Consider the following 25,546-nt stretch of genomic DNA (forward strand, 5'->3'; position numbering starts at 1 on the left):
TGAAGGTGCAGCGGTGGTCAATGCAGATCGCATCCGGTCTTGAACTGCGCTTATGATCCTGATTTGATCGCTTTTTTCCGCATGAGCCGCCCCACCGCCACCACTCTCCGCCATCGACTCGCCGGGTCCGGCATGCTCGCAGCCCTGCTGGCGCTATGCGCCTTTTTCAGCGTCGCCACCTGGACGCAGCAGTACCCGCAGGATGCGGAGGCGGCACGGGAGATCGCCGCCCGCATCGGCGCGCAGGACCGGGTGCTGGTGGTCGTGCGGCCTTCAGAAAAAGACGCTGCCTTTGCCCACGCGCTCGCCTCCGCCCTCGGTCCGCGTGCCGAGATCGTGAAGGGAGAGCCCAAAGACGCCCGCGCCGCGCTGCAGCGTGCCGCAGCCGCAGGCGGGCTGGACGTGATCGCCTGCAACAAAGCCACCGCCGCCTGGCTGGTATTTAGTGATATTTCCCATGATTTCCCAGCACTCAAAGGCACCCGCGTGCTGCAGCCCCGCCCGCATGGCTGGCCAAACTTTCTCAAGGCGGACAACCTGCTCAACATCGCCAACCAGATTGCCGTCATCGCCATTCTCGCCATCGGCATGACGCTCGTGATCATCACCGGCGGCATCGACCTCAGCGTGGGCAGCCTCATCGCCCTCTCCGCCGTGGTCACCACCCTGATCGTGCGCGACTACGGCGGCGGCCTGCAGGCCGGAGCAGCGGGCATGCTGGCGGCGGGGCTGTGCGGCATCGCCCTCAGCGGCGGCTGCGGGCTGGTCTCAGGCGCGCTCGTCACGCGGCTGCGCATGCCGCCCTTCATCGTCACCCTGGCCATGATGCTGGTGTGCAGCGGGCTGGCCTACCGGCTGGCGGAAAATCAGTCCATCTACCAGGTGCCGGATTCCTTTGTATGGCTGGGGCGGGGTGCCGACCTGCTGGGCCTGCCGAATGCCGTGCTGCTCATGCTGCTGCTCTACGCCGCCGCGCATGTGGTCATGACACAGACCGCCTTTGGCAGAAACCTCTACGCCGTGGGCGGGAATGTAGAGGCCGCGCACCTCTCCGGCGTGCCCGTCAGCCGCGTCATCCTGCGCGCCTACGTACTTTGCGGGCTGCTGGCCGGGCTGGGAGGCGTCGTGACCGCCTCCCTGCTCAAGAGCGGCTCCCCCACGTACGGGCAGATGTACGAGCTCTACGTCATCGCCGCGGTGGTGGTGGGCGGCACCAGCCTCAGCGGCGGGAAAGGCACCATGCCCGGCACGCTCATCGGTGCCTTCATCATCGCCGTCATCCAGAACGGCATGAACCTCACCAACGTGGAGGGCAACACCCAGAAGATCGTCCTCGGCCTCGTCATTCTGGGTGCGGTGCTGGTGGACCGGATGAAAAAGTGAGCGCGGACTGAGTTTTTTACGTAGTGACTCTTTGCGAGTGAATTCCGCGCTTGTCGCTTGCTCATCAGAAAATACCCCCGCTATTCTCAGCCGGGATACATGGCCAAACCTACAAAAATCAAAAAGCTGGAGCTGCGTGCGCGCGCTGAGGAACGTCGGGTGGTGGATGAGACTGTGCTGCGGGAGTCCCTGGAGCTCTATGAGAGCGGGCGGTATGCCGATGCCTGCCGCTCTGCCCTGCGGGCGGGGCCGCTGCACCTCTGGCGCGGGGTGGCGGCGCAGACCTTTGGCTTTCGACTGGCGGGAAATTCGGGCGCTTCACGGCTGGCGGGCCTGCTGATCAACCGCGCCCGGCGCGAGGGGCCGCAGGACGGGGAGGCGGCGGTGCATTACAGCTACTACCTCATGCAGCGGCGCGGCCTGCTGCCCACCTGGAGGCACTGCCTGGCCTCGGAGGCCCTGCCCGCCATCCTGCCGGACCAGCGCTCGGACTTGATCTCGATGCGCGCGATCATCGCCGCGAACTACCGCGACTTTGAAACCGCCTGGCAGCTCTGGCGGGAGGCCGTGGACATCCACGAGCTGACGCCCTGGCTGCTGGTGGAGAAATGCCAGATCCTGCTCAGCGAGGAGCGCCGCACCGAGGCCCTGGCTGCCTTGGACGAGGCGCTGCACCTGCGCCCATGGTACCGCCCGGCGGTGCAGTACCGCGCCCGCGTGCTCCACCTGCTGGGGAAAAGGGAGGAGGCCACCGCTTTCCTCACTGAGGCCATGGGCAGTCTGCAGAGCTGCGGCATCGCCGCCCAGCTCATGACGCTGAAACGGGAGATGGATGACCATGAGGGCATGGAGGCGCTGGCAGACGCCTACGAGCAGCTTGCCGTGCTGTCAGACGCCGATAGCGACGAATGGATCGCCGCCCGGCGGGTGGACCTGCTGACGCTGAGGGGCGACTTCCCAAAGGCCGCCGCTGTCGCCGTGCAGATCCCCGGAGACTATTACCAAAGTCTGGCCGCCAGACTGCAGGCCCCCGGTGCCGCCCAGAAGCGCGTGCGCCTGCCCTTTGAGTTTGTGCACCAGAAGCACAACACCTGCGCGCCCGCCACGCTGGCTGCCATGGCCCACTTTTGGGAGCGGCCTATCACCATGGAGCAGATCACAGAGGCCATCTGCTATGACGGCACCTATGACCACAGCGAGCGCATGTGGGCGCAGGCAAACGGATTCACCGCCCGTGAATTCACCGTGACGCTGGATGCCGCCATGCGGCTGATCGATCTCGGCCTGCCCTTTGTGCTGCACACGGTGGAGGTGGGCTCGGGCCACGCACAGGCGGTCATCGGCTACGACCGCATGCGGGAGACGCTCTTCATCCAGGACCCGTCCGAGCCGCACTACCGCGAGGTGGAGGCGGCGGAGTTTCTGGACCGCTACCGGCTCACCGGCCCGCGAGGCATGGTGCTGGTGCCGGTGGAGCAGGCGGAAAAGCTCAGCACCCTCGACCTGCCAGACACCGGGCTCTATGACTGCAATCACCGCTTCAGCGCCGCGCTGGCCTCTCATGACCGCGCGACTGCCGCCGCCGTCCTGGCAGAAATGGCAGCCGCCGCGCCGGAGCACCGGCTGGTGCTGATGGCGCAGTTTTCCCTTTCCAACTTTGACGGAAACGAGGTGGAGCGCCTGGCCGGACTCAATGCGCTGCTGCAAAGGTTCCCCGGAGATCCACGGCTGCTGAGCTGGAAAAACGTGGCGCTCAGCACCATGGGCCACCGGGATGAGCGCCTGCAGCTGCTGCGGGAGGCCGTGAAAAATGAGGGAGACTCAAACGCCTTTGCCCTGGCCAAAAACCTGGTGGACACCCTCATGGAGGACGCGCGCGACTGGGATGAGGCGCGGCTGCTGGCGTGGCGTGTGCACACACGCCTGCCCGGAGATGCAGGCACCCTCATGACACTGGCGGAGGTGCTGCGCCGCACGCAGCGCGCTCCGGTGGAGGAATGGCTGACCTTTCACCGCTTTGCAGCGGCGCTGGCAGACAAGAACGAGACGGTGGCGCAGACGTGGTTTGCCCATGCGCGTGCGCAGGGCCGCACGGATGAGGCCCTGGCCTGGCTGCGGCAGCGCTGGAAACAGTATGGCACCAGGTCCTCCGGCCCCGCCATCACCCTGGCCTTGGCGCTGGACTCCATGTGCCTGCCAGAGGCGGTGGACGTGCTGCGCGCAGCGGTGGATGCCCGGCCCGAGGACGGCGAGCTGCTGGTCAGCCTCTCGCGGGTGGAGTCGCGCGTGGGAGAGCATGCCCTCGCTGCTGCTCTGCTGGACCGTGCGCAGGGCCGCTGCCCGCCCCGGCAGTGGCTGCGTGCCCGTGCCGCGCTCCATCGGCGCACCGGAGATCATGCCAGCGAGATGGCCACGTGGCGGCAGATTTTAGAAAACGAACCCCTGGCGCTGGATGCCCACGGCTGGATCGCACGCGAGCTGGCCTCCACTCTCGGCCCCAATGCCGCCCTGAAGCATCTGGCGGAAATCTGCACCCGCTTTCCGCACCACCACGGCCTGGCCAGGCTGCACATCGGCTGGCTGCGCGAGTCTGACCACCGGCAGGCGGAGCAGGAGGCCCGGCGCGTCATCGCCCTGCACCCGGCGGAGCCCTGGGTGCTGCGAGAGCTGGCGCTCATCCTTCAAGACATGGGCCGTGCGGAGGAGGCCGTGCCACCCGCCATGCAGGCCGTCTCCATCGCCCCGGACCAGGCTGCCGGGCACGGCGTCCTCGGCATCGTGCTGACTGGCTGCAAACGAGATGCGGAAGCCACGGATCATTTCCAGAAAGCCATCCGGCTGGACGTCAATTACGCCCCGGCATTCAGCGGCCTGCTCTCCCTGTGCGCTGACACCGCTGACAAACGTGAAAAGCTGGCCTTCATCCGCTCAGAGATGATCCGGCAGGTGCTCACCGGAGACGCCCTGCACGCCTACCGCGAGCTGGCCTTCTCGGTGCTCTCTCCGGAAGAACTGCTGGCGGAGCTGCGGGAGATCTGGCAGGCCCGCCCGGACCTGTGGGAGGCGTGGTCCGTGCTGCTGGCGCAGATGATTGACTCCGGGCACAAGCAGGAGGCCATCCTGCCCGCCCAGGAGGCCACCCAGAAATTTGCGCTCACCCCCGGCTCATGGCGGGACATGGCGCTGGTCTGGCGTGCGGTGGACAAGCCGGAGGCCGCGCTGGCCTGCGCCAGGCATGTGGTGCAGCTGACCCCGGACTGGGCGGACGGCTGGTGCCTGCTGGCCAGCTACCTGGAGGATGCGGGGCACGGAGCCGAGGCGGTGGAGACCCTCAGGCAGGCCCGCACACGCCTGCCGCTGGACATGACGATCAGGCGCGCGCTCGCCCTCCTGCTCTGGGAGACTGGCCAGCGCGAGGAGGCCTGGCAGATGGCCGAGGATGTGACCCAGGAAGATCCGGCGCAGAACTGGGCCTGGGGCAGCCTGAAGATCTGGGCCGAGACCCTGCAGAGAGGCAGCCGTGTCATCGACATAGCACGCCGCCTCACCCAGACCCGGCCGGACGAGGCCCGGTCCTGGATCCTCCTGGCCAAGCTGCTGCCTACGGAAAACATCCGGGAGATCCTCGAAGCCGCAGAAAAAGCCACCCAGCTCAACCCCTGGCTGGTGGACGCGTGGGATTTCCGCATGGAAGCCCTGGCCGGCATGGGCAGGCTGGACGAGGCGGAGGCCATCCCCGCCAAAGGTCCCTGGGGCAATGACGACGTGCCGCCCACGCTGCTCGGCAGGCTGGCATGGCTGCAGGCAGCACGCGGAAACATTCCCGCCGCCATGCGCCAGATGCGCGAAGTCCTCAAAAAACACACCGAATACTACTGGGGCTGGAAAATGTACGGCCACTGGGGGGAGCTGCGCAAAGACCTGGGGGCGTGCAGGCATGCCGCCGAGGAGATGGTCCGTCTGGCACCCCGCTCGGCAGACGCCCACTGCGCGGCCGCAAACGCCGCGCTGAACACGGGCGACCGCGAGGAAGGCATCCGCCACCTGCAGCAGGCCCTGCTGGTAGATCCTACCAGCCCCTACGCCGCCTACCGCCTGCTGGAGCTCCACTGGGAGAAACGGGACATCGCGAGTATCCGCAGCACCACAGCCAGTCTGCCCGCCATCGGCCAGACCGCGCTCATCTGCCGCATCTACCTCATGCTGGCCGCCGCCCACAAGGACGACCTCATGCAGGTCGGCTCAGACCTGGCCTGGCTGGCCACACACCCGGACATGATGGGAGACATGCTCCAGCTCATCCTGGACTGCTTTACCAGCAAGCAGCACAGCCTGGCTCCGCTGCTGGACGGAGCCCTGAGCACCGTGGCGGAAAACAACACCATCGGCCCCGCCTTTGCCATCCTCTGGGTGCAGCGGGAGACTCAAAAGCAGCACTGGGACTGCTGGAAGCGCCTGGCCGAATGGCTGCCCCGGCTGGGCTCGCGCCTGGACCCTGCCATCCTGCACTACCTGGACGCCGTCGGGCAGACACGCCATGCCGACCCGCACGTGACCGACTTCATCCAGGCCTGCGGTGCGGAGCTGCGCCAGCGCGGCGTCCTCTGGGCCAAGGTGGGCTACGCCCTGGCCGCCAGCGGAGCCTTCCGCGACTGCACCGAGTGGCTCGGACAGGACTACCAGCGCGACGATGCAGAAGCCTGGACTTTGTGGAATCTCGCCATCAGCTACCGCAAAACACAGCGCCCCGAGCAGGCGGGAGAGGTAAGCCTGCATGTGGTGGAAAAAGGCTTGCGGGACAACACCTGGAGCTCCCACTCCGCCCTCGCGGCCCTGGCCTGCGCCTGGAAGCAGGACTATGACAAAGCCCGCCTCGTGTTGGACAATGCGGGAGACAACGACAACACCCAGCTCACCGAAAAGCTGAGCAAGCTGATCGCCCGTGCGCTGTGTGATGTGATGCCTAGGCCGCAGGCCGTGGCGGGTGCGCAATTCAAGGAATTCCTCGCCGCCTGCCGCAAGCTCTTTGCCACGCGGGCGGTCACCGGCCAGGACAAGCTGGACTTTGAGCGCGCCAAGGAGCTCATGCAAAAGCACACTGGCGTGACCATTCTGCCCTGGCAGAAACCCAAGCCGCGCGAGACCGCCCCGGCCGAGCCCGCGAGCAAAGGCGGCATCCCCAGGTCCCTTGTCGTTTTCATGGCAATAGCGGCGATCAACCTCATGCGCGCTTGCAACCCGTCCACGCACTCGACTGACGACTCTCCCAGCTACACTCCGCCCTCCAGCCCGCGCTTTGACGATCTGCGCTACGATCCGCCCTCCAGCCCACGCCATGACGACCCGCAGCGCCGCAGTGACCAGCGTGACAGTGAGCGCGTGCAGCAGCAGCTGGACGCACTGCTGCGCAAAACCCAGAACTTCCCCGCACCCATGCGGTAATACCATGCTGCGTTGAAAACGGGTCTGAAGGTGGAGGCACGAGCCGACGGAGGGGGATCATCTTGATCCCACCACCTGCAACGTGTTCGCGGATGTGCGAGAGCGCTGGATGATGCGGGAGGCTCGGCTTTGTGGAGACGCGAAAGCTCTGTGCATTGAGAGAGCGTGAGGGATCGGGACGATCCCTCTCCGCCAGAGCGCCGGCTGGCCGCATGGGATGCTGGTTTCCACCCACAAGACTCGGTTTCAGCTATGCGTGGTCTAACAAGACCCCCGGGAGAAATCCTGGGCTGAGAAAAGACGATGACAGTCTCCGCTGGCGCACAAGCGTATCCTGCGGGACTGCTTCAGCGCCCTCCCTCTTCCTCCCCCCATGTTTGACTCCTGGCTCCCAGAATCCAAAGACCACCTGCCGCTCACATGGTGGAAGACGCACCCCGTTTACCTCGCGGCCATCATCGCGCTCGTGGGGGTGGGAAGCATTATCCTAACCTCCCTTCTGGGGACCGCAGGGGCCCACTGGCTCGTTTACACCTACCACAATGCGTTCGTCGAAGGACGGTTCTGGACCCTCTTCACCTATGTCCTCTTCAACATACCGGACATTTGGGTCGTGCTGGGTTGCTACATGCTTTGGAATTTTGGCGAGGCTCTGGAACGGCACCTCGGCAGGCGCTCTTTTGTCAAGCTCCTGGTGCTCCTGTGGCTCACACCTCCCCTTCTGGCTACACTGATGGGCCTAGTCGGCTTCAAGGGCCCCATGAGTTTCGGCATGGTGTTTGGAATGCCTTTTGCCGCCGGGATTCAAATGCTCGAATTCGGCGTTTTCAACGCTTTCGCCGCACTCTATCCGCGCGCCAAAATCTCCATGATCGTGATCACGATCGATGCCTGGCAGCTGGCGGCCATCTTCAACGTCATCTACGCCCTACAGCATATCCTGGTGCGCGACTGGCCTGGTCTGTTCATCCTTTTGGGCTGTATCGCCGTCGCATGGGTTTTCATCCGCTACGAAACCGGCGCACTCAGTCTCCCCTCCCTGCCCAGACGCGCCCCGAAGACCACCCGGCCCGCGCAGAAGGCCGCCAAGGCCGCGCCCAAAAGCAACACCCCCACCGTCGATGACATCCTCGACAAAATCAGCCACCACGGCATGCAGAGCCTCACCGCCGAAGAACGCCGCATCCTGGACAAGGCGAGTGAGGAGATGAAACGCCGGGCAGACTGATGAAACAGACCCGTCGAATAATGACGAGGCATGAATGACGAATCCAGCGTCTGATACCACAATCAGCTGAAAACGGGTCTGCAGGGGCTTGTGCCATGTGCGCGAGCGCGTGGCACTCCGGTCGTAGGTTGGGTGTGTTTGGCGTCGAGAGCACACGCCTGCTCGACCGCCCCTGCGCCAAACCGCCCGACCATCAGCGCATTCCTACGCCGTGGTGCTTGCCGCACGCTGGTGGACGGGCGGGCTGTCGCCACACCCATCCTACAGAGTCTGGGCATGCAAGCACTGGCTACCTGATTTGCCTTGAAATCTCCAGCTGAACACAAAGTCTCTTCTTCAGAACCGAGTTTTCAGTGGCTTCGAAATCGACCCGTTTTCAATGGATTGTGGTATTACTCATTCGTCATTCCCACCCCTACCTCAGCACCACGCGGCATGGCGCGCCATCAGCGCCTTCCAGCTTCAGCGGCAGGGCGATGAGCTCGTAGTAGCCCGGTTTGATGTCGGCCAGATTGAGGCCTTCGATCACCCAGATGCCACCGCCGAGCATGATCTGGTGCGTTTCCACACCGTCCTTGTTGAAGCCGCCGATGCTCAGGTAGTCCACGCCTACGGTGACGACGCCCTGCTCCACGAGGTACTGGGCGGCATCAGCGCGAATGGAGACGAAATCCTTGTCGAATTCGTCCATGGCCCAGCTCCGGGTGGAATTGCGGGTCTTGAAGAGCACGCGCTGGCGCGGCGCTATTTTGAGCTTCCTCAAATCGTCTGCCGTGATCTGGTCTTCGCAGTCCACCTCAAACACCCGGCAGCGGCCGATCACCGGCTCCAGCGGCATCTGCTCCATCGTCATCCCATCAGCAATGAAATGCCGCGGCGCATCCATGTGGGTGCCGGTGTGGGCGCTCATGGAAAGGTGGGTGAGATTGCATACCGCGCCTTCCTCCATGCTGACAACGCGCTTGATATGGCAGGCGGGATCGCCGGGCCAATGCACCATGCCGTCGCGTAGCGGAACAGAGACATCTTTCCAAGGTCGTTTCATACTAGATGGGTATAATAAAGAGTTGTAAAATCATACTACGCAAGAGCTTACGAGGATCTTGCGTTTGCTCGGCATATGCCTGATCCCCGCCCTCTCCCCCGCCGTCAGTTTGTCAAAACCGCCGCCGCCACAGTCTTCGGATTTCAGGTGGTGGAGCGCCACGTCATCGGTGGCCCCGGCTTCACGCCGCCGAGCGAAAAGGTGAACCTCGGCTGCATCGGCATCGGCGGCCAGGGCGGCGGTGACATCCGGGATCTGGACGACTCCGGCCTGGCCAACATCGTGGCGCTTTGTGATGTGGATCTGGACCACGCGGCTGGCACCATCAAAAAATATCCGAACGCCAGGCTCTACCGCGACTACCGCGAGCTGATCGACAAGCAGAAGGACATCGACGCCGTGCTCGTCGCCACGCCGGATCATGTGCACGCCCCGGCCAGCATCATGGCCATGCGCGCCGGACGCCACGTCTATGTGGAGAAGCCGCTGGCGCATACCATTGCTGAAGCACGCGCCATGCGCGATGTGGCCGCAGAAACGAAACGCGTGACGCAGATGGGCAACCAGGGCCACGCCAGCGAGGGCATCCGCCTCACCCGCGAGTGGATCCAGGCCGGAGCCATCGGCAAAGTCACCGAAGTGCATGTGTGGTCTGATCGACCCGGCAAGTTCTGGGACTCCCAGGGCAAGGCCTACCCCACCGACACGCCGCCCGTGCCCAAGAACCTCGACTGGAATCTCTGGCTGGGCCCGGCCAAGGAGCGCGCCTACCATCCCGACTTCTGCCCGCGCAAATGGCGTGGCTGGTGGGACTTTGGCTGCGGTGCGCTCGGAGATATGGCGGTACACAATGCCGATCCTGCCTTCTATGCGCTGGATCTCGACTCCCCCGATTGGGTGGAGGCCGAAAGCGGACCCAACAACAACCAGTCCTATCCCGTGTGGAGCATCATCACCTACCACTTCCCCGCCAAGGGCGACCGCCCCGCAGTCAAGATGGTGTGGTATGATGGTGGCAAGCTGCCCCCGCGCCCCGAAGGCCTCGAAGAAACCCGCAACCTCGGCGACAACGGCATCTACTTTGTGGGAGACAAAGGCTGCATCCTCGCCGGCGGCTGGTCAGGCACCCCGCGCATCGTGCCGGAAACGAAGATGCAGCAGTTCATCATTCCCGCCAAGACCATCCCCCGCTGCCTCGGCGGCCACCGCAAGGAATTCCTCGAAGCCTGCAAAACCGGCAACCCGCAGGATGCCAAGAGCGGCTTCTGGTACTCCGCCCCCTTCACCGAATCCCTCCTCGTGGGCCTGCTGGCCGTACGCTTCGGCAAACGCGTGGAATGGGATGCCAAGGCGATGAAGTCCCCCAACACGCCGGAAGCGGATGCCATCATCCACAAGGCGTATCGGGCGGGGTATGGGATTTGAGTGAAACGACGACGCATCCAGATGCGACGACATGTCCAGATCTGAAGCACCAAAGGTGCGAACTATCGCAGCCCAGGGCAACGCCCTGGGTATCGGATGATGGATTGATGTGGAAGCCCTGAAAGGGCGACCTAACTCCTGAAGCTCCCTCATCACCATGCCTCAATCGCTCCGCTCTCACCAAACACAGAGTCCAGTATAACGAGCGGCATGTGTGGAATTGAGCATCCGGGTCAAATCGTAGATTTTTGGAATTAGGCCGCCCTTACAGGGCTCGCCCAGAGAAGGTCGTGGTGTATTCGCATATCCCAGGGCGTTGCCCTGGGCTGCGATAGGCCGCGCCGTTGGCGCTCCGGATTGGGTCATTGGCACCCCGAGGATCGTGGGGTGATGTGTCGATACTTGAGAGGTCTTTTGGGCGCTGCATCACCAGAGCCCGCATCATTCGATGCGTCCATGACGTGAGCTTGCGCATAGCGTGAATGCGTCCTACGCCAATATCTTCGGCACCAGTTCCCCGGCCACGCCGGTGAGGCGCATGTCGAGGCCTTGGAAGCGTTGATTGAGCTTGGTGTGCTCAAAGCCCAGCAGGTGCAGCAGTGTGGCGTGCAGGTCGTGCACGTGCACGGGGTCTTCTGTGACGTTGAAACCGAACTCATCGCTCTGACCGAGGGTGATGCCAGGCTTCATGCCGCCGCCGGCAAACCACATGCTGAAGCAGTTGGGGTGGTGGTCGCGGCCATCGCTGCCGCCTTGCACCATCGGTGTGCGGCCAAACTCGCCGCCCCAGATGACGAGGGTGTCTTCCAGCAGGCCGCGTTGTTTGAGATCGCGCACCAGCGCGGCGCAGGGCTTGTCCGTGAGACCACACTGCTGCTTGAGACCGTTTACCAGACCGCCGTGGTGATCCCAGGCCTCATGAAAGAGCTGCACAAAGCGCACGCCGCTTTCGATCAGGCGACGCGCCAGGAGGCAGTTGTTGGCAAAGGAGGCCTCGCCGGGCTTGGCACCGTACATGTCGAGGATGTGCTTGGGCTCCTGGGAGATGTCCATCAGCTCAGGCGCGGTCTGCTGCATGCGGTAGGCCAGCTCAAAGCTGTTGATGCGGCTGGCGATCTCCGGGTCTCCCACCACGCCGAGGCGCTCTTCATTGAGCTGCTTCAGCACATCCAGCGTATCGCGCTGCGTGGCATCGCTGACGCCTTCCGGGTTGCTCAGGTAGAGCACGGGCTCGCCACTGCTGCGGAAGGGCACGCCCTGATAGACGGTGGGCAGGAAGCCGCAGCCGAAGTTGCTCATGCCGCCGCTGGGGCCTTTCTGCCCGCTTTGCATGACCACGTAGCCGGGCAGGTCCTGATTCTCGGTGCCGAGGCCGTAGAGCGTCCACGCGCCAAAGCTGGGCCTGCCAAAAATCTGCGAGCCGGTGCTCATCAGGATCTGCCCCGGCGCGTGATTGAACGCATCCGTCTTCATGGAGCGCACAATCGTGAGATCATCTGCAATTCCGGAAAGATGCGGCAGCAGTTCGCTGAGCTCCGCACCGCTCTGACCGTGACGGGCAAATTTGAACTTCGGCCCCAGCAGCTTGCTGTTGGGATTGATGAACGCAGCGCGATAGCCTTTGAGCAGGTCCGGCGGTGGCAGCTTGCCATCCCATTTGGAAAGCTCGGGCTTGTTGTCAAAGAGCTCCAGATGGCTGGGCGCACCGCCCATGAAGAGGTAGATGACGCGCTTGGCCTTGCCGGTGTAGTGCGGTTTCTTGATCGCCAGCGGATTCGTCGGAGCAGGCGCGGCACCCGCCGTGCGCGACATGAGATCCGCCGCCGCGATGCTGGCCAGCCCGACGCCGCAGTCTTTGAAAAACCAGCGGCGGGTGCGGTAGCGGGCGTATTCAGCCTGGAGTTCTTGGCGGAGGTTCATGGCAGCGGATTGACGCATAGAAATCGCTGATTGGCCATGCTGTCTATCCACGCCAGCGGCGCAGCACAATCCGTGCGGCGGGTTTGTCCATGGAGGAGCAAGGTTTCACAGCAGATCTCCTGGCAGCATTTCCGCGAGAAAGCAGGCCTCAGCACCACTAAATCCATGATCCATCAAAGCCTGCTTCAGCTTTCCCGCAGGCACGCCAGGAAAAGCATTGATGACCTGCACGAAAAGCAGAGCACGGATGCGAGGAAGCGCGGAGTGCAGCGCGTTGGCGGTTTGGTTTTTGCGCACTTCAGGTGTCATCACGCGAACGCCCAAATGTCCCATGCTGTTGCCCTTGCCGCCAGCGGCTTCATACTGATTGCACAAGCTCTGCCAATTCGCCACACAAGCATGGAGGAGTTTCCAAAAGTCTTCACTGAGCCGGCTTTTGTCCGCTGTGCGGTCCAGGCATGCAGCAAGGCGCAGAGGAGCATTTTCTGCGAATGCTCGCTGGATGCCTGACCACGCATACGAACCTTGCACTTTCAGCGACAAGCGGTCCAGTTCAGGCAGAGTCTTGATGTAATAGGGCATGTCTGAGGGCTGAGTCTCATCCAGTGGCTCAAAGAGAAAAATCTCCTCGTATATTTTGGTGCATGCAGAATCAAACTCATCCTGCTTGTCCACCATGGCGCTGAGAGTCGCCAGTTCAGCCCGCTGACTTTCCCGCCTGCTCTCAGCAGCACTTTGATCCTTGCCAGTTTTTTTCGGGGCAGGCACGACCGCCTGGGCTTGGTCATGAACGGTTGCCTCAATCGAAACCTTCCCTGCATCAAGCGCCGCGGCACTTCTTGTATGTCCCACCATCAGAATGGTAGGATTACCGAAACGGTTGCTCACCATGGCTGTCCCTTTGATGATCCACTCTACATTGGCAACGGTTTCGGGTACAACCTTTAACTCGACCCACTCACCGATTCCGAACTGTTTGCGTGAGTCAGGGCTCCCATCGGGCGCATGGGCCAAAGTGCGCGTTTCGATTTCCCATTCGGGCTCATCTTTCCCCTGAGACACCGGCTGCACGCAAAGCACGAGCAGCATGCAAAATGGGCGGAGTTGCGCAGACAGTTTCATGACTCCTCAGGGTTATGCGGCATATCGGCCCGGCATGTCGAACTTTTTCCACGCCAACAGCCAGCATCATTGCTGAAGGATTGCCGCATCTTCCTTCGTTCCACCCGCCCCATGAAGCTCCTCAGCCTCTTTCTTTCGTCCTTCATTGTCGTTTCGGGCTTTGCCGCAGACCGGCCCAACATCCTCTGGCTCACCAGCGAGGACCACGGGCCGCACATGGGCTGCTATGGCGACACCTATGCCGATACACCGAATGTGGATGCACTGGCGGCCAAGGGCATGCTTTTCAAGCACGCCTGGTCCTGCGGCCCTGTCTGTGCTGCGGCGCGCACCACCATCATCGCGGGCATGTATTCCCCCTCCACCGGCGGCGAGCACATGCGCAGCATGGCGGCCATGCCCAAGGGTACCAAGATGTATCCGCAGTTCCTCCGCGAGGCCGGCTACTACTGCACGAACAACAACAAGGAGGACTACAACCTGCAAAAACCCGAGGGCGTGTGGGATGAGTCCAACGGCAAGGCGCACTGGAAGAACCGCAAGGACGGCCAGCCCTTCTTTGCCATCTTCAATGAGCAGTGCAGCCACGAGAGCCAGATCCGCAAACGCCCGCATGTGGCCATTCATGATCCCGCCAAGGCCCGCGTGCCTGCCTACCATCCCGACACGCCCGAGGTGCGGCAGGACTGGGCGCAGTACTATGACCAGGTGACGCTGGCCGATGCCTCGGCAGGCAATCGCCTGAAGGAACTGGAAGCCGCAGGCCTGGCAGAAGATACCATCGTCTTTTACTACGCCGACCACGGCAGCGGCATGCCGCGCAACAAGCGCTGGCCCTGCAACTCCGGCCTGCAGGTGCCCATGGTCGTATACTTCCCACCGAAATGGAAACACCTCGCGCCGAAGGAGTATGGCGCTGGCGTGAAGTCAGACCGCCTCGTGAGCTTTGTCGATCTCGCGCCCACGCTGCTCAGCCTCATCGGTGTGCAGCCGCCGGAGTGGATGCAGGGCCACGCCTTTGCCGGAAAATTCCAGACCGAACCGCAGCCCTACGTGTATGGCTTTCGTGGCCGCATGGACGAGCGCTACGACTGCGTGCGCAGCGTCACGGACGGCCGCTTTGTCTATGTGCGCAACTACATGCCCCACCTCTCGCAGGGCCAGCATGTGAACTACCAGTTTGAAACACCCACCACCGCTGTGTGGCGCAGGCTCTACGATGAAGGCAAGACCACGCCTGAGCAGTCCATCTTCTGGAAGACACCGAAAGACGCGGAGGAACTCTACGATCTGCAGAGCGATCCTGATGAAGTGCACAATCTCGCGACCAAACCCGAGCACGCCGAGACGCTGGCCAAGATGCGCACCGCGCAGGAAGGCCTGGCGCTAAAAATCCGCGATGCGGGCATGATCTGCGAGGGCGAGATGCACCACCGCTCCGAAGGCACCACGCCCTACGACATGGCGCACGATGACAAGATGTATCCGCTGGCCCGCATTCTCAAAGCCGCAGGCCAGGCCTCCTCCATGAAGGCGGACGCCATGCCGGATCTGAAGGCCGGATTTGCCGACAAAGACAGCGCGCTGCGCTACTGGTCCGCCATGGGCATCCTGATGCGCGGCAGTGCAGGCCTCAGCGCAGCACACGATGAAATGATCCAGGCCGCGAAGGACAGCTCCACCTATGTGCAGGTCGTGGCCCACTGGACGCTGGCCAAATACGGCAGCGACTCCGAGCGCGCCGCCGCCCTGCCTGCGCTGGCGAATCTGGCCAACTGGAGCCAGCACGATGTCTTCACCGCCTTGAGCGCACTGAACGCCATCGGTGATCTCGGCGACAAGGCCAAACCGATCGCCGAGCAGCTCAAAGCACTGCCGGCGAAAGGCGAGTCTCCCGATGCCCGCTTCAACGGCTACGTGGCGCGGCTGCTGGCGGATCTGAATGGCGCAAAACTCCCCGCAGGTGATGCCGAAGGCGCGCCAGCTGCGAAGAAGAAGGGGAAGAAAAAAGAGAAGAAGTAAACTCCGCTTCATGCGCGCAATGAGAGCTCCAGCGCCATGCCGTAGGACGGATGTGGCGACAGCCCGTCCGTCTGCGAGCGTGTGGCAAACTCTGCGGCGTACGAACCCGCTGGTGGTCGGGCGGTTTGGCGAAGGCAGTGAGGAGCAAAAGTGCGACCTCGACGCCAAACACACCCCAACCTACGATCCGGAGCCAGCGCCACCGGCCTTTGAAACAGGACGCAACACCATGATGAAAAGAAAAACACGAATGCTCACGGATATCCGCGAATTTTCACGAATGACTCCAGGCATGTTGGGGTTCACGTTTATTCGCGGTCATTCCAGTTCATTCGCTTTGGGAATATTTCCTTCTGCTTCATAGCTCACACCTGCTTATCCCTTTTACCGCCATGTCCCTGCCCCGCCTCCTCGCCTGCCTGCTGCTCTGCATCAGCAATGCTGCAGCAGCGCCAAACGTGATCCTCTTCATCGCCGATGACGTGAGCTATGACGACCTCGGCTGCTACGGCAACACCGCCGCACGCACGCCAAACATCGACAAGCTCGCAGCCAAGGGGCGGCGCTTTGACGAGGCCATTCTGGTGGCCAGCAGCTGCAGCCCCAGCCGCTCCAGCGTCATCACCGGCCGCTATCCGCACAACAACGGCCGCGCCTCCGAGCTGCACCAGCCCATCGCCGCGCATCTGCCGTGGTTTCCACGCCTGCTGCGTGACGCTGGCTGGTACACCGCGCTGGTGGGCAAGCACCACATGACCTCCGACACACCCGCCGCTGGCGAGCAGCCGCAGCCCGAGCCCTTCAATCTTGTGGATGCTGGCAACGAACCCGGCAACAAAGGCGGCCACGCCACCTGGGTGAAGACCGTGCAGCAGCGCCCCAAAGACAAACCGTTCTTCTTCTGGTTTGCCTCCCTGGACGCTCACCGCGCCTGGGACGCCGACAAGGACTGGAAGGCCGACCTCTACGGCCCCAAGCACGACCCCGCCAAGGTCATCGTGCCGCCTTACCTGAATGACGATGCCGCCACGCGCGATGACCTGGCCTCTTACTACAATGAGATCACACGCTGGGATTACTTCATCGGCCTCGTCGTGGCAGAGTTGGAAAAAGAAGGCACGCTGGACAACACGCTCATCATGATCATGGCGGACAATGGCCGCCCCTTCCCCCGCGCCAAGACACGCCTGCATGATTCCGGCATGAAGACACCCTTCATCGCGCACTGGCCTAAGGGCATCGCCAAAGCAGGCACGCCCACGCAGAGCCTCATCAGCAGCATCGATATCGCGCCCACCGTGCTCTCGCTGGCCGGAGTGGCAGTGCCGCCCACCATGCAGGGCCTCAGCTTTGCGCCCGTGCTGGCAGATCCCGCTGCCACCCCGCGCAAGTACGCCTTCTCCGAGCACAACTGGCACGACTACGAGGCGCATGGACGCTCCGTGAGGTCGGAGGGCTTTCTCTACATCGTCAATTCGCGCCCAGACCTCGCGTGGCAGGGCCCGGCGGACTCCGTGCACTCGCCCTCATTCCAAAGTCTGCGCGCTGTGCGCGATGCCGGAAAGCTGACCCCAGCGCAGGCAGATGTCTTCCTCTCCCCACGACCCACCGTGGAGCTCTACCGCACCGATGCCGACCCCCTGCAGCTTCACAATCTGGCCGATGATGCCAACTACGCCTCTGTCAAAGCACGCCTCGCCAAAGCCATGACCGAATGGACCACCGCCACCGGCGACTCCGCCCCGGCAAACCTCTCCAAAGACTCCTTTGACCGCGAAACCGGCAACAAACTCAAGCTCAAGGAAGCCGACTACCGCGGCACTCCGGCAGGCAGGGACAAGGATGCCGCGCATATCAATGCGCCTGGGCCAAGGTGATCAGCCCGCCTTCACAGCCCCAGCAGCTCCCGCATCTTCTCCTTGGGAATGCCGCCCACCTCGCGACCCGTTTCACGGCCTGACTTGAAAGCGATGAAGGTGGGAATGCCGCGCACGCCGTGCTCGCGAGAGAGGGCGGGCTGCTCATCCACATTGATGCGGATCACCAGCGCCTTGCCCTTCAGCTCCCGGGAAAGCTCCTCCACCATCGGGCCCACCACCTTGCAGGGGCCGCACCAGTCGGCATAAAACTCCACCAGCACCGGTACCTTGGCCGTGCGCACGGCGCTGATGGACGTGGCAGCCCCAGCTCCACCGCCCGAAGCCGGACGCAGCATGTCAAAGGCGATCCAGCCGATGTACAGCAGCACAGCCCCGGCGATCCAGATGGGCAGGTTTGCTTTGTTCATGCCGTACCATCCGGGCAGGAGGCCGGATGGCAAGTCCGGATGAGGTCAGGCGCCGATGCTGCCTCCTAGAATAACTGAGCTTACGCACCTTGCCCGGCAGCCTGATTGATGGCCTTGTGGGTGAAGTTCCCCAGAGGATTGCCTTCGGCATCCGGGCAGACCCAGTCGGAAATCGTGGCTACAGGCACCTCCACCTGGGAGCCCTGCTTGAGCTTGGTGGTGTGCATTGGGTGGTTGACCAGGTGGCCGTGCACGTATTCCGGCTCCAGCCCAAAAACCTGCATCCACATGTGCTCCACCTGGCCGTTCTCACCAGTGAAAGGGGCTTTCACGATGAAGCGCTCGTCATCCGGCTGACGCTTCTTGAAAATCTCGACAAATTCCGGCCAGCGTTGCCGGGCTTCTGTTATGGCTTGTTCGATGGCCTCGCCGTTTGGCACGCCGATCACGGGTGCCTTGACCTCCTCCCGCAGGGCGTCCAGCGGTGAATCTCCGCACAGCAGCTTCTCCAGCTCAGGCGACCACAGATTGAAAAAGCGATGCTGCGGGCAGAAAATGGCCATCACATCATCATCAGCCAGCGCGGACACGGCTTTGCCAATCAGGCGGTAGGCCTCATCTTGACCGACCTCCGTGTCTTTCACCTGCATCAGATCCACCGCCAGCCACGCGCTGTGCTCGCGGATGATTTCAGCAAAGCGCAGATTCGGCACATGTGACGCCACTTCTTCAGGATCATCAAAGTAGCTGGTGTCACGGTTGTGGACCATGAACATGGCAAAGACAGGCTTGCGAACCATGACCAGAAACAGTGGATTATCACCAGCCACGAAGCCATCTGCTTGATCGGCATCCTCTTCTCCGCCCACAATCTGCAGCCCCCAGGCTTCTGACAGCGCATTTGCCAGCACCTGCGGCTCCAGATAGCGCGGCTGGCGGCGCAGATGAACGAGGGAGATGATGGGTTTTGCCTCGTCTTCGTCGTCATTCTTTTGCTGGCCGTCTTGTGGTAGGTCTTCCTCGGTGAAATCATCGATGCTTCCTTTGTCAGGCCTCGTCCATAGCTGATAGGCTATCATGCCATACACCGCGCAGAGCACTGCCTGCTTCCACGTAAACTCACGGGCAACCAGCCCATAGGCCTTGCTGCCAGCAATCCAGATCAGCATCGCCGTGCCCGCCAGACGCGTCCACCGCAGCCGGAAGAGCAATCCCGCCGCAGTGACGGCCAGCACGGCAGCCACGATTCTGGCCGGCAGATTATGCGTCCATATCCCCATCATGGCCCAGGCCCAGGCGTGGAAGCCGAGGAAAATGGCGGCCATATTCCAGTTTGCAGTAAGGCGATTGATGAGGGCTTTCATTTCTCCTCCTTTTGGCATGCCCCCCGGACGCTCGGCAAGTCATATCCAGTGACAGAAGTACAGGGCGGCGGCTCTGACGTCCGATTCCCCCCAGTTTTCGACCTTGAAACCCACCCCTGTACTAGTAAGAAAGGCTCCCGCGCTTGGCCGCATCTGGCGCTTTTTTTGACCCTACCCGATCCTGAACCAACTCTCATGAACAAAACCCTCCTCGCTCAAGCTGCCAACGAAGCCCGTGGTCTCGCCATGGATGCCGTGCACAAGTGCTCCTCCGGCCACCTCGGCCTGCCCCTCGGTGCCGCTGAAATCGGCGCCGTCCTTTTCGGCGAAACCCTCCAGTGCGACCCCGCCGATCCGAAATGGCTGAACCGCGACCGCTTCATCCTCAGCGCCGGCCACGGCTCCATGTTCATCTACTCCTGGCTGCACCTCAGCGGCTACGCGGTGTCCATCGAAGACGTGTCCAAGTTCCGCGTGCTGCACTCCATCACCCCGGGGCATCCTGAATTCCACGAAACTCCCGGCGTGGAGTGCACCACCGGCCCGCTGGGCCAGGGCATCGGCAATGCGGTGGGCTACGCGCTCTCCGGCAAGATGGCGGCTGCCAAGTACAACACTGCCGAGCACAAGATCATCGACAACCACATCATCGCCCTCGCTGGCGACGGCTGCCTTCAGGAAGGCGTGGCACGCGAGGCCGTCGCCTTTGCCGCCCACAACCACCTGGACAACCTGATCGTCATCTATGACTCCAACGACGTGACGCTGGACGCCATGGCCAAGGTGACGCAGAGCGAAGACACCCAGGCGCTCTACACCGCGCTGGGCTGGAACGCCGTGACCATCGACGGCCACGACCTCGACGCCATCAAGGCTGCGATCGACACCGCCAAGAAGAGCGATAACGGCAAGCCCACCATCATCATCGCCAAGACCATCATCGGCAAAGGCATCCCCGAAGTGGCCGGCACGGCCAAGGGCCACGGCGAAGGCGGTGCCAAGTTTGTCGATGCCGCCAAGAAGGGCCTCGGCATCCCCGAAGGCACCCACTTCTACGTCAGCGACGAGGTGAAGGCCTACTTTGCCGATCTGAAGAACAAGCGCGCCGCCGCCCACGGCGAGTGGAACAAGGTCTTCCTGGCCTGGAGCGCCGCCAACCCTGCTCTCGCCAAGGAACTGGACGCCGCCCGCCATGGCAGCCTGAAGGCCGAAGACCTCCTCAAGCTGGTGCCGGAATATCCCGCCGAAGGCAAGGCCGCCACCCGCAACAGCGGCGGCGAGATCCTCAACCACATCGCCAAGGCCGTGCCGCATCTCGTCACCGGCAGCGCCGACCTCTTTGGCTCCACCAAGAACTACCTCACCGGCATGGGCGACTTCAGCGCCGCCAATCCGACCGGCCGCAACATCTGGTTCGGCATCCGCGAGCACGCCATGGGCGCCATCTGCAACGGCCTGGCCTACGACGGCCTCTTCCTCGCCAGCGGCGCGACCTTCCTCGTCTTTGCCGACTACTGCCGCCCGAGCATCCGCCTGGCCGCACTGGCCAAGCTGCCCGTCACCTACATCTTCACCCACGACTCCGTGGGTGTGGGTGAAGACGGCCCGACCCACCAGCCGGTGGAAACCGTCAGCGGCCTGCGTGTGATCCCGAACCTCGACGTGATCCGCCCCGGCGACGCCGAAGAAACCGCCGCCGCCTTTGCCGCCGCCTTCAGCCGTGCCGATGGCCCCACGCTCCTCGCGCTCAGCCGTCAGGACCTGCCACACCAAGGCATCGCCAGCGCCGCCACCCGCCGCGAAGGCACCCTCAAGGGCGGCTACGTGCTGGTGAAGGAAACCGCTCCGCTGGAAGCCATCGTCATCGCCACCGGCTCTGAAGTGCAGTGGGCCGTCGCAGGTGCCAAGGGCAAGCCCGGCGTCCGCGTCGTCAGCCTGCCCTGCTTTGAGCGCTTTGACCGCCAGGACGCCGCCTACCGCGAGTCCGTCCTGCCCGCCGCCTGCACCAAGCGCATCGCCATCGAAGCCGGTGTCACCGGTCTCTGGTGGAAATACGTCGGCACACAGGGCCAGGTGATCGGCATCGACCGCTTTGGCATCAGCGCCCCCGGCGCCACCGTCTTCAAGGAACTCGGCATCACCGCCGAGGCCGTGGCTGCGGCGCTGGCGTAAGCGAGCACCGTCCAATCTGGAAACTCACGAAGAGAGGCTGGAGACAGCCTCTCTTTTTTATTGGGTGCAAGTCTGCGGCTCGCCGGACATCGTAATATCTTGTCCACTCATTGTCCTCCATGATGAACCGCCGCACCATCCCCTCCCTGCAGATGAGCAAGTACGGGCAGGACCGTCTGCGGGCGGAGGGCTGTGTGGTCATGCCGCTGGAGTTTTCCATGATGCAGGAGCCGCAGCGGCTGATTCCGCATTTCCATGATTTCTTCCAGCTCTTCCTGATCACAGGCGGAGGCAGGCTGATGCATGATTTCCGTGACCATGAGGTCAGGCAGGTGACGCTGTTTTTCCTCAGCCCCGGTCAGGTGCACACCATCCACCCCGCGCCGCAGATGCGCGGCACGGTGGTGTCATTTACGCAGGCTTTCTTTGATGATCACGCACCGCCGCCCAGCCTGCTCTTTGAGCTGCCTTTCTTTTTCGGCTCCGGCGTGACGCCCTGGCTGACGGTGAGCAAGGCGGAGGCGGCAAAGATCATCTCCCTCTTTGCCGAGTTGCAGACGGAATACGATGCCGCACAGAGCGGCGTGCAAGAGGTGCTGCGTGCCACACTGCGCATCGTCTTCATCCACGCGGCACGCCTTTATGCGAAGAAGCACGCGGTGCGCGAAACCACGCGTGCGACACAGCTGACGCGCCGGTTTCATCTGGCGCTGGAGCAGCACTTTCGTGAATGGCAGACGCTCGCACCGTATGCGAAGGAATTGGGCATCACCGTGAACCATCTGAACGATGTCATCCGCGAGGAAACCGGCCACGCCGCCGGGGAGCTGATACGCCTGCGCCGCCTGCTGGATGCCAAGCGCCTGCTGCTGCACTCCGACCTCAGCGTCTCCGAGATCGGCTACCAGACAGGCTTTCAGGACCCGTCCTACTTCACGCGTTTTTTCCGCCGACATGAGGGGCAGACTCCGGTGGAGTTTCGCGAGGCAATCCGAGAAAAATACCAGCCGGAGTCCGCCTAGCACCAGAGGCAGGCATTGTCCTCCCGCAGCTTCAGCCGAAGAGTCTCGGTCCTTATGAACGAGACCATGATCGAGGACCAACCACCTCATGCGGTCACCCCTGCGGCCACGGACCCGGGGCAGACCGTCTTTGCCCTGCTGTTTGCCATCAGCTTCTCCCACATGCTGAATGACACCATCCAGGCCCTGCTGCCCGCCATCTATCCGGTGCTGAAGGATTCGTATGGGCTCACCTTCACACAGCTCGGGCTCATCACGCTGACCTTCCAGGTCACGGCCTCGCTGCTGCAGCCGCTGGTGGGTTACATCACGGACAAGCGCCCTCTGCCCTTCTCCCTGCCAGTGGGCATGGGGCTGACGCTGACAGGCCTGCTGGCGCTCTCCCGTGCGCAGAGCTTTCCCGCCATCCTCGTCTCATCCGCACTGGTGGGCTCGGGCTCGGCCATCTTCCATCCGGAGGCCTCACGCATCGCCCACATGGCGGCGGGGCGGAGACGCGGGCTGGCGCAGTCGTTGTTTCAGGTGGGTGGAAATGCAGGCTCATCCATTGGCCCGCTGCTGGCGGCGTGGTTCATCGTGCCGCATGGGCAGGCGGCGCTGTCGTGGTTCTCCATCATCGCGCTGCTGGGCGTGGCCGTGCTGTGGCAGATCGGCCTGTGGCAGGCTCGCAATCTGCACCGCATCCAGCGCAAGCCCGCTCGCTCATCAGCCGCCTCACGCTCGCATCCGTCCTCCGGCCGCGTGGCCTTTGCCATGTCCATCCTGGTGGTGCTGATCTTTTCCAAATACGTGTACCTCGTGAGCCTGAGCAACTACTACACCTTCTACCTGATCAACCGCTTCCACGTCTCGGTGCAGACCTCGCAGTATTATCTCTTCCTGTTCCTCTTTGCCGTGGCTGTGGGCACCATCGTGGGCGGGCCGGTGGGAGACCGCATCGGGCGCAAGCGCGTCATCTGGTTCTCCATCCTGGGCGCTGCGCCGTTCTCCCTGTGGCTGCCGCATGCGGGGCTGTGGCTCACAGCGGTGCTGACAGTCATCATCGGCCTCATTCTGGCCTCCGCCTTCTCCGCCATCCTGGTTTATGCCCAGGAGCTGATGCCTGGAAAGGTGGGCATGATCGCAGGGCTGTTCTTTGGCCTGGCCTTCGGCATCGCAGGCATCGGCTCAGCGGTGCTAGGAAAAGTGGCCGACATGCGTGGCATCGACTTTGTCTTCCACGCCTGCGCCTTTCTGCCGCTGCTGGGTCTGCTGACGGTGTTTCTGCCGGAGGTCGAGGGAGAGGCCCACGCACACAAATAGCCGCCGTGAGCTTTCTTTCCTACAGCTCTGCCAGCGTCTTCTGCCCACGCTCCTTCGTCTCCGCATCATCCATCTCGCTGCTCGGCATGGCGAGACCCTGCTGGATGAGCTTTCTGGCCTCCTCCTTGCGCCCCATGAAAGCGTAGGTGCGGCCCAGCTCGACGTAGTGAATGAGGCGCCTCGGATTTAGGGCGATGGCCTTTTGAAAGCAGCGCACGGATTCATCATAGGATGCGCTCGGCAGTCCACCATACACGATGTAGGCCACTGCACGCGTCAGGCCGCCGATCTCCGCCAGCTCCTGATGCCAGCGCCCTAGCACATGCCAGGCGTAGTCGCTTTTGGGGTTGAGCTTGATCGCCGTTTCCGCCGCCGTCTTGATCTTGAAGGAGGCCTCCACTCCTTCTCGATTGCTCACAAGCTGCGTGATCTTGCCCAAACAGATGGCGACTGCGAGGTGGGGGTCGGACTCGTTGGGAGCAATCTTGACGGCACGCTCGGCGTAGGCCAGCCCGGTGCGGCCTGACTTGAGCCGGGCGGCTTTGTCTGGCAGCCCGATCATAAGATAAATGTACTGCCGTGCGATCTTCACCAGCAGCGCGGCATCATTCGGATTGAGCTTTTCGGCGGGGAGATAGAACTGCAGCGCAGCCTCCGGCTTGTACTGCGCATCATACGCATCTCCCTGCTTCACCATCTCGGCGAAGTTTGCCCACACAGGTCCTGCCAGCAGCAGGACCGCCGCTGTCAGAATGGCTTTCATGGTTTGATGAAACGATAATGGGAAACGATCCATTCCTCACCGCCGCGATACCCCCACAGCTCGGCGCAGGCAAGGAAGAACAGCCGCCACCACACCCACCACTTCGTCACCTGATCCTTGCCATAGGTCTCGGCAAAGAGAGGCAGGATCTCTGCCTTGTGAGCATCCATGTTGGCCAGCCAGGCCTCGCTCGTCTTCGAATAATGCAACCCGCTGACGCACCAGTGGTCTTCGATCTTCAGGTCGTCCTGAAAGTAGAGCAGCAGGTCGTCGCTGGGCATCTGGCCGCCGGTGAAGAAGTATTTGGCCATCCAGTCGTCATCGCTGCGCACTTCGTAGTGATATGCGTACTCGCGGTGGGTGAAGATGTGCACGAAGAGCTTGCCGCGCGGCTTGAGCCAGGTGGAGACACGGCGCAGCAGCTCTTGATAGTTTTTCATGTGCTCAAACATCTCCACCGAGACACAGCGATCAAAAATGCCGTCTCCCACGCCCTGGAAGTGAACCATGTTGGCGGTGATGATGGTGAGATTTTTCAGCCCACGCTTCTCCGCCTCGGCATCGATGAAAAGCTTCTGCGTGCGCGAATTGGAAACGCTGGTGATCTGCGCGTTCGGGTAATGCTCCGCCATCCACAGCGAGAGCGACCCCCAGCCGCAGCCGAGCTCCAGGATGCGCTGGCCGTCCTGCAGCTCTGCGCGCTCGCAGGTCAGCTTCAGCATCGCGGCCTCGGATTCATCGAAGGTGGTGTTTTCATCCGGCCAGTAGCCGGAGCTGTACTTGAGATGCTTGCCCAGCACGAGCTGGTAGAAGCGCGTGGGCACCTCGTAGTGCTGCTCATTGGCCTCATCTGTGGCGATGGCCACGGGCATCTGCTTGAGATCCTGAACGTAGCGCATGAGCGCGGCGCGCTGCGCCTCGGCGGTGGGCTGCTTGTTTTCTCGCAGCGTCTCCGCCAGCCGCTGACGGATTCCCAGGCGGATCATGGGATCGGGGAGGATGTTCTTGGCGAGGATGGCGTTGATGGTGCTCATGCGTGTGGAGGGTTA

At 62.8% G+C, this 25,546-nt stretch carries 17 protein-coding genes; 10 read left to right on the forward strand and 7 right to left on the reverse strand.

Annotation, left to right across the window (positions count from 1 at the left end; translation table 11 throughout):
- Positions 1-81 precede the first annotated feature (81 nt).
- The 3 genes from HNQ65_RS22525 (at position 82) to HNQ65_RS22535 (ending at position 8,053) form a co-directional block, all read left to right on the forward strand.
- A complete protein-coding gene (locus tag HNQ65_RS22525; protein WP_184343295.1) occupies positions 82-1,383 on the forward strand; it encodes an ABC transporter permease in 1,302 nt (433 codons plus the stop codon).
- A 99-nt stretch (positions 1,384-1,482) separates the two neighbouring features.
- Positions 1,483-6,825, forward strand: a complete 5,343-nt coding sequence (locus HNQ65_RS22530) for a C39 family peptidase (protein WP_184343297.1) — start codon at positions 1,483-1,485, stop codon at positions 6,823-6,825.
- 373 nt (positions 6,826-7,198) lie between these two features.
- A complete protein-coding gene (locus tag HNQ65_RS22535; protein WP_184343299.1) occupies positions 7,199-8,053 on the forward strand; it encodes a rhomboid family intramembrane serine protease in 855 nt (284 codons plus the stop codon).
- Positions 8,054-8,468: 415 nt separating this feature from the next.
- Here the strand turns inward: HNQ65_RS22535 and HNQ65_RS22540 are convergent, their stop codons facing one another.
- Positions 8,469-9,098 carry a cyclase family protein gene (locus tag HNQ65_RS22540; RefSeq protein WP_184343301.1) on the reverse strand — a complete coding sequence of 210 codons (630 nt, stop codon included), beginning with the start codon at positions 9,096-9,098 and terminating at the stop codon, positions 8,469-8,471.
- A 75-nt stretch (positions 9,099-9,173) separates the two neighbouring features.
- Between HNQ65_RS22540 and HNQ65_RS22545 the strand changes: the two genes are divergently transcribed.
- Entirely contained in the window at positions 9,174-10,523 is a 1,350-nt protein-coding gene (locus HNQ65_RS22545) for a Gfo/Idh/MocA family protein (protein WP_184343303.1), read from the forward strand.
- Positions 10,524-11,012: 489 nt separating this feature from the next.
- Here HNQ65_RS22545 and HNQ65_RS22550 read toward each other — a convergent pair whose 3' ends face one another.
- Together HNQ65_RS22550 and HNQ65_RS22555 are read right to left on the reverse strand one after the other, a co-directional pair.
- Positions 11,013-12,443, reverse strand: a complete 1,431-nt coding sequence (locus tag HNQ65_RS22550) for a DUF1501 domain-containing protein (RefSeq protein ID WP_184343305.1) — start codon at positions 12,441-12,443, stop codon at positions 11,013-11,015.
- Positions 12,444-12,548: 105 nt separating this feature from the next.
- Entirely contained in the window at positions 12,549-13,565 is a 1,017-nt protein-coding gene (locus tag HNQ65_RS22555) for a hypothetical protein (protein ID WP_184343307.1), read from the reverse strand.
- A 111-nt stretch (positions 13,566-13,676) separates the two neighbouring features.
- On the opposite strand from HNQ65_RS22555, the gene HNQ65_RS22560 reads away from it, so the two are divergent.
- The 3 genes from HNQ65_RS22560 to HNQ65_RS22570 all read left to right on the forward strand — a co-directional run bounded on the left by HNQ65_RS22560 (position 13,677) and on the right by HNQ65_RS22570 (position 17,464).
- Entirely contained in the window at positions 13,677-15,587 is a 1,911-nt protein-coding gene (locus HNQ65_RS22560) for a sulfatase family protein (protein ID WP_184343309.1), read from the forward strand.
- A 79-nt stretch (positions 15,588-15,666) separates the two neighbouring features.
- Positions 15,667-15,951, forward strand: a complete 285-nt coding sequence (locus HNQ65_RS22565; RefSeq protein ID WP_184343311.1) for a hypothetical protein — start codon at positions 15,667-15,669, stop codon at positions 15,949-15,951.
- Positions 15,952-15,979: 28 nt separating this feature from the next.
- Entirely contained in the window at positions 15,980-17,464 is a 1,485-nt protein-coding gene (locus HNQ65_RS22570) for a sulfatase family protein (RefSeq protein WP_184343313.1), read from the forward strand.
- 11 nt (positions 17,465-17,475) lie between these two features.
- On the opposite strand, the gene HNQ65_RS22575 is transcribed toward HNQ65_RS22570, so the two are convergent.
- Together HNQ65_RS22575 and HNQ65_RS22580 are read right to left on the reverse strand one after the other, a co-directional pair.
- The gene (locus HNQ65_RS22575) at positions 17,476-17,907 is read right to left on the reverse strand and encodes a thioredoxin family protein (protein ID WP_221306255.1); all 432 of its coding nucleotides are present in this window, start codon (positions 17,905-17,907) and stop codon (positions 17,476-17,478) included.
- A 47-nt stretch (positions 17,908-17,954) separates the two neighbouring features.
- Positions 17,955-19,199, reverse strand: a complete 1,245-nt coding sequence (locus HNQ65_RS22580; protein ID WP_221306256.1) for a DUF2314 domain-containing protein — start codon at positions 19,197-19,199, stop codon at positions 17,955-17,957.
- Positions 19,200-19,433: 234 nt separating this feature from the next.
- On the opposite strand from HNQ65_RS22580, the gene tkt reads away from it, so the two are divergent.
- From tkt to HNQ65_RS22595, 3 genes are all read left to right on the forward strand, one after another.
- Complete coding sequence (tkt, locus tag HNQ65_RS22585; protein ID WP_184343317.1) at positions 19,434-21,410, forward strand: transketolase; 1,977 nt, start codon at positions 19,434-19,436, stop codon at positions 21,408-21,410.
- Positions 21,411-21,529: 119 nt separating this feature from the next.
- Complete coding sequence (locus tag HNQ65_RS22590) at positions 21,530-22,432, forward strand: helix-turn-helix domain-containing protein (protein ID WP_184343319.1); 903 nt, start codon at positions 21,530-21,532, stop codon at positions 22,430-22,432.
- Between the two features lie 54 nt (positions 22,433-22,486).
- A complete protein-coding gene (locus HNQ65_RS22595; RefSeq protein WP_281382137.1) occupies positions 22,487-23,734 on the forward strand; it encodes an MFS transporter in 1,248 nt (415 codons plus the stop codon).
- A gap of 19 nt (positions 23,735-23,753) precedes the next feature.
- On the opposite strand, the gene HNQ65_RS22600 is transcribed toward HNQ65_RS22595, so the two are convergent.
- Together HNQ65_RS22600 and HNQ65_RS22605 are read right to left on the reverse strand one after the other, a co-directional pair.
- Entirely contained in the window at positions 23,754-24,497 is a 744-nt protein-coding gene (locus HNQ65_RS22600; protein ID WP_184343323.1) for a tetratricopeptide repeat protein, read from the reverse strand.
- Entirely contained in the window at positions 24,494-25,531 is a 1,038-nt protein-coding gene (locus tag HNQ65_RS22605; RefSeq protein ID WP_184343325.1) for an SAM-dependent methyltransferase, read from the reverse strand. Before HNQ65_RS22605 ends, HNQ65_RS22600 begins: the two co-directional genes overlap by 4 nt.
- Between the last annotated feature and the right edge of the window lie 15 nt (positions 25,532-25,546).

Origin of the sequence: Prosthecobacter vanneervenii (assembly GCF_014203095.1) — a bacterium.
Taxonomy (GTDB): domain Bacteria; phylum Verrucomicrobiota; class Verrucomicrobiia; order Verrucomicrobiales; family Verrucomicrobiaceae; genus Prosthecobacter; species Prosthecobacter vanneervenii.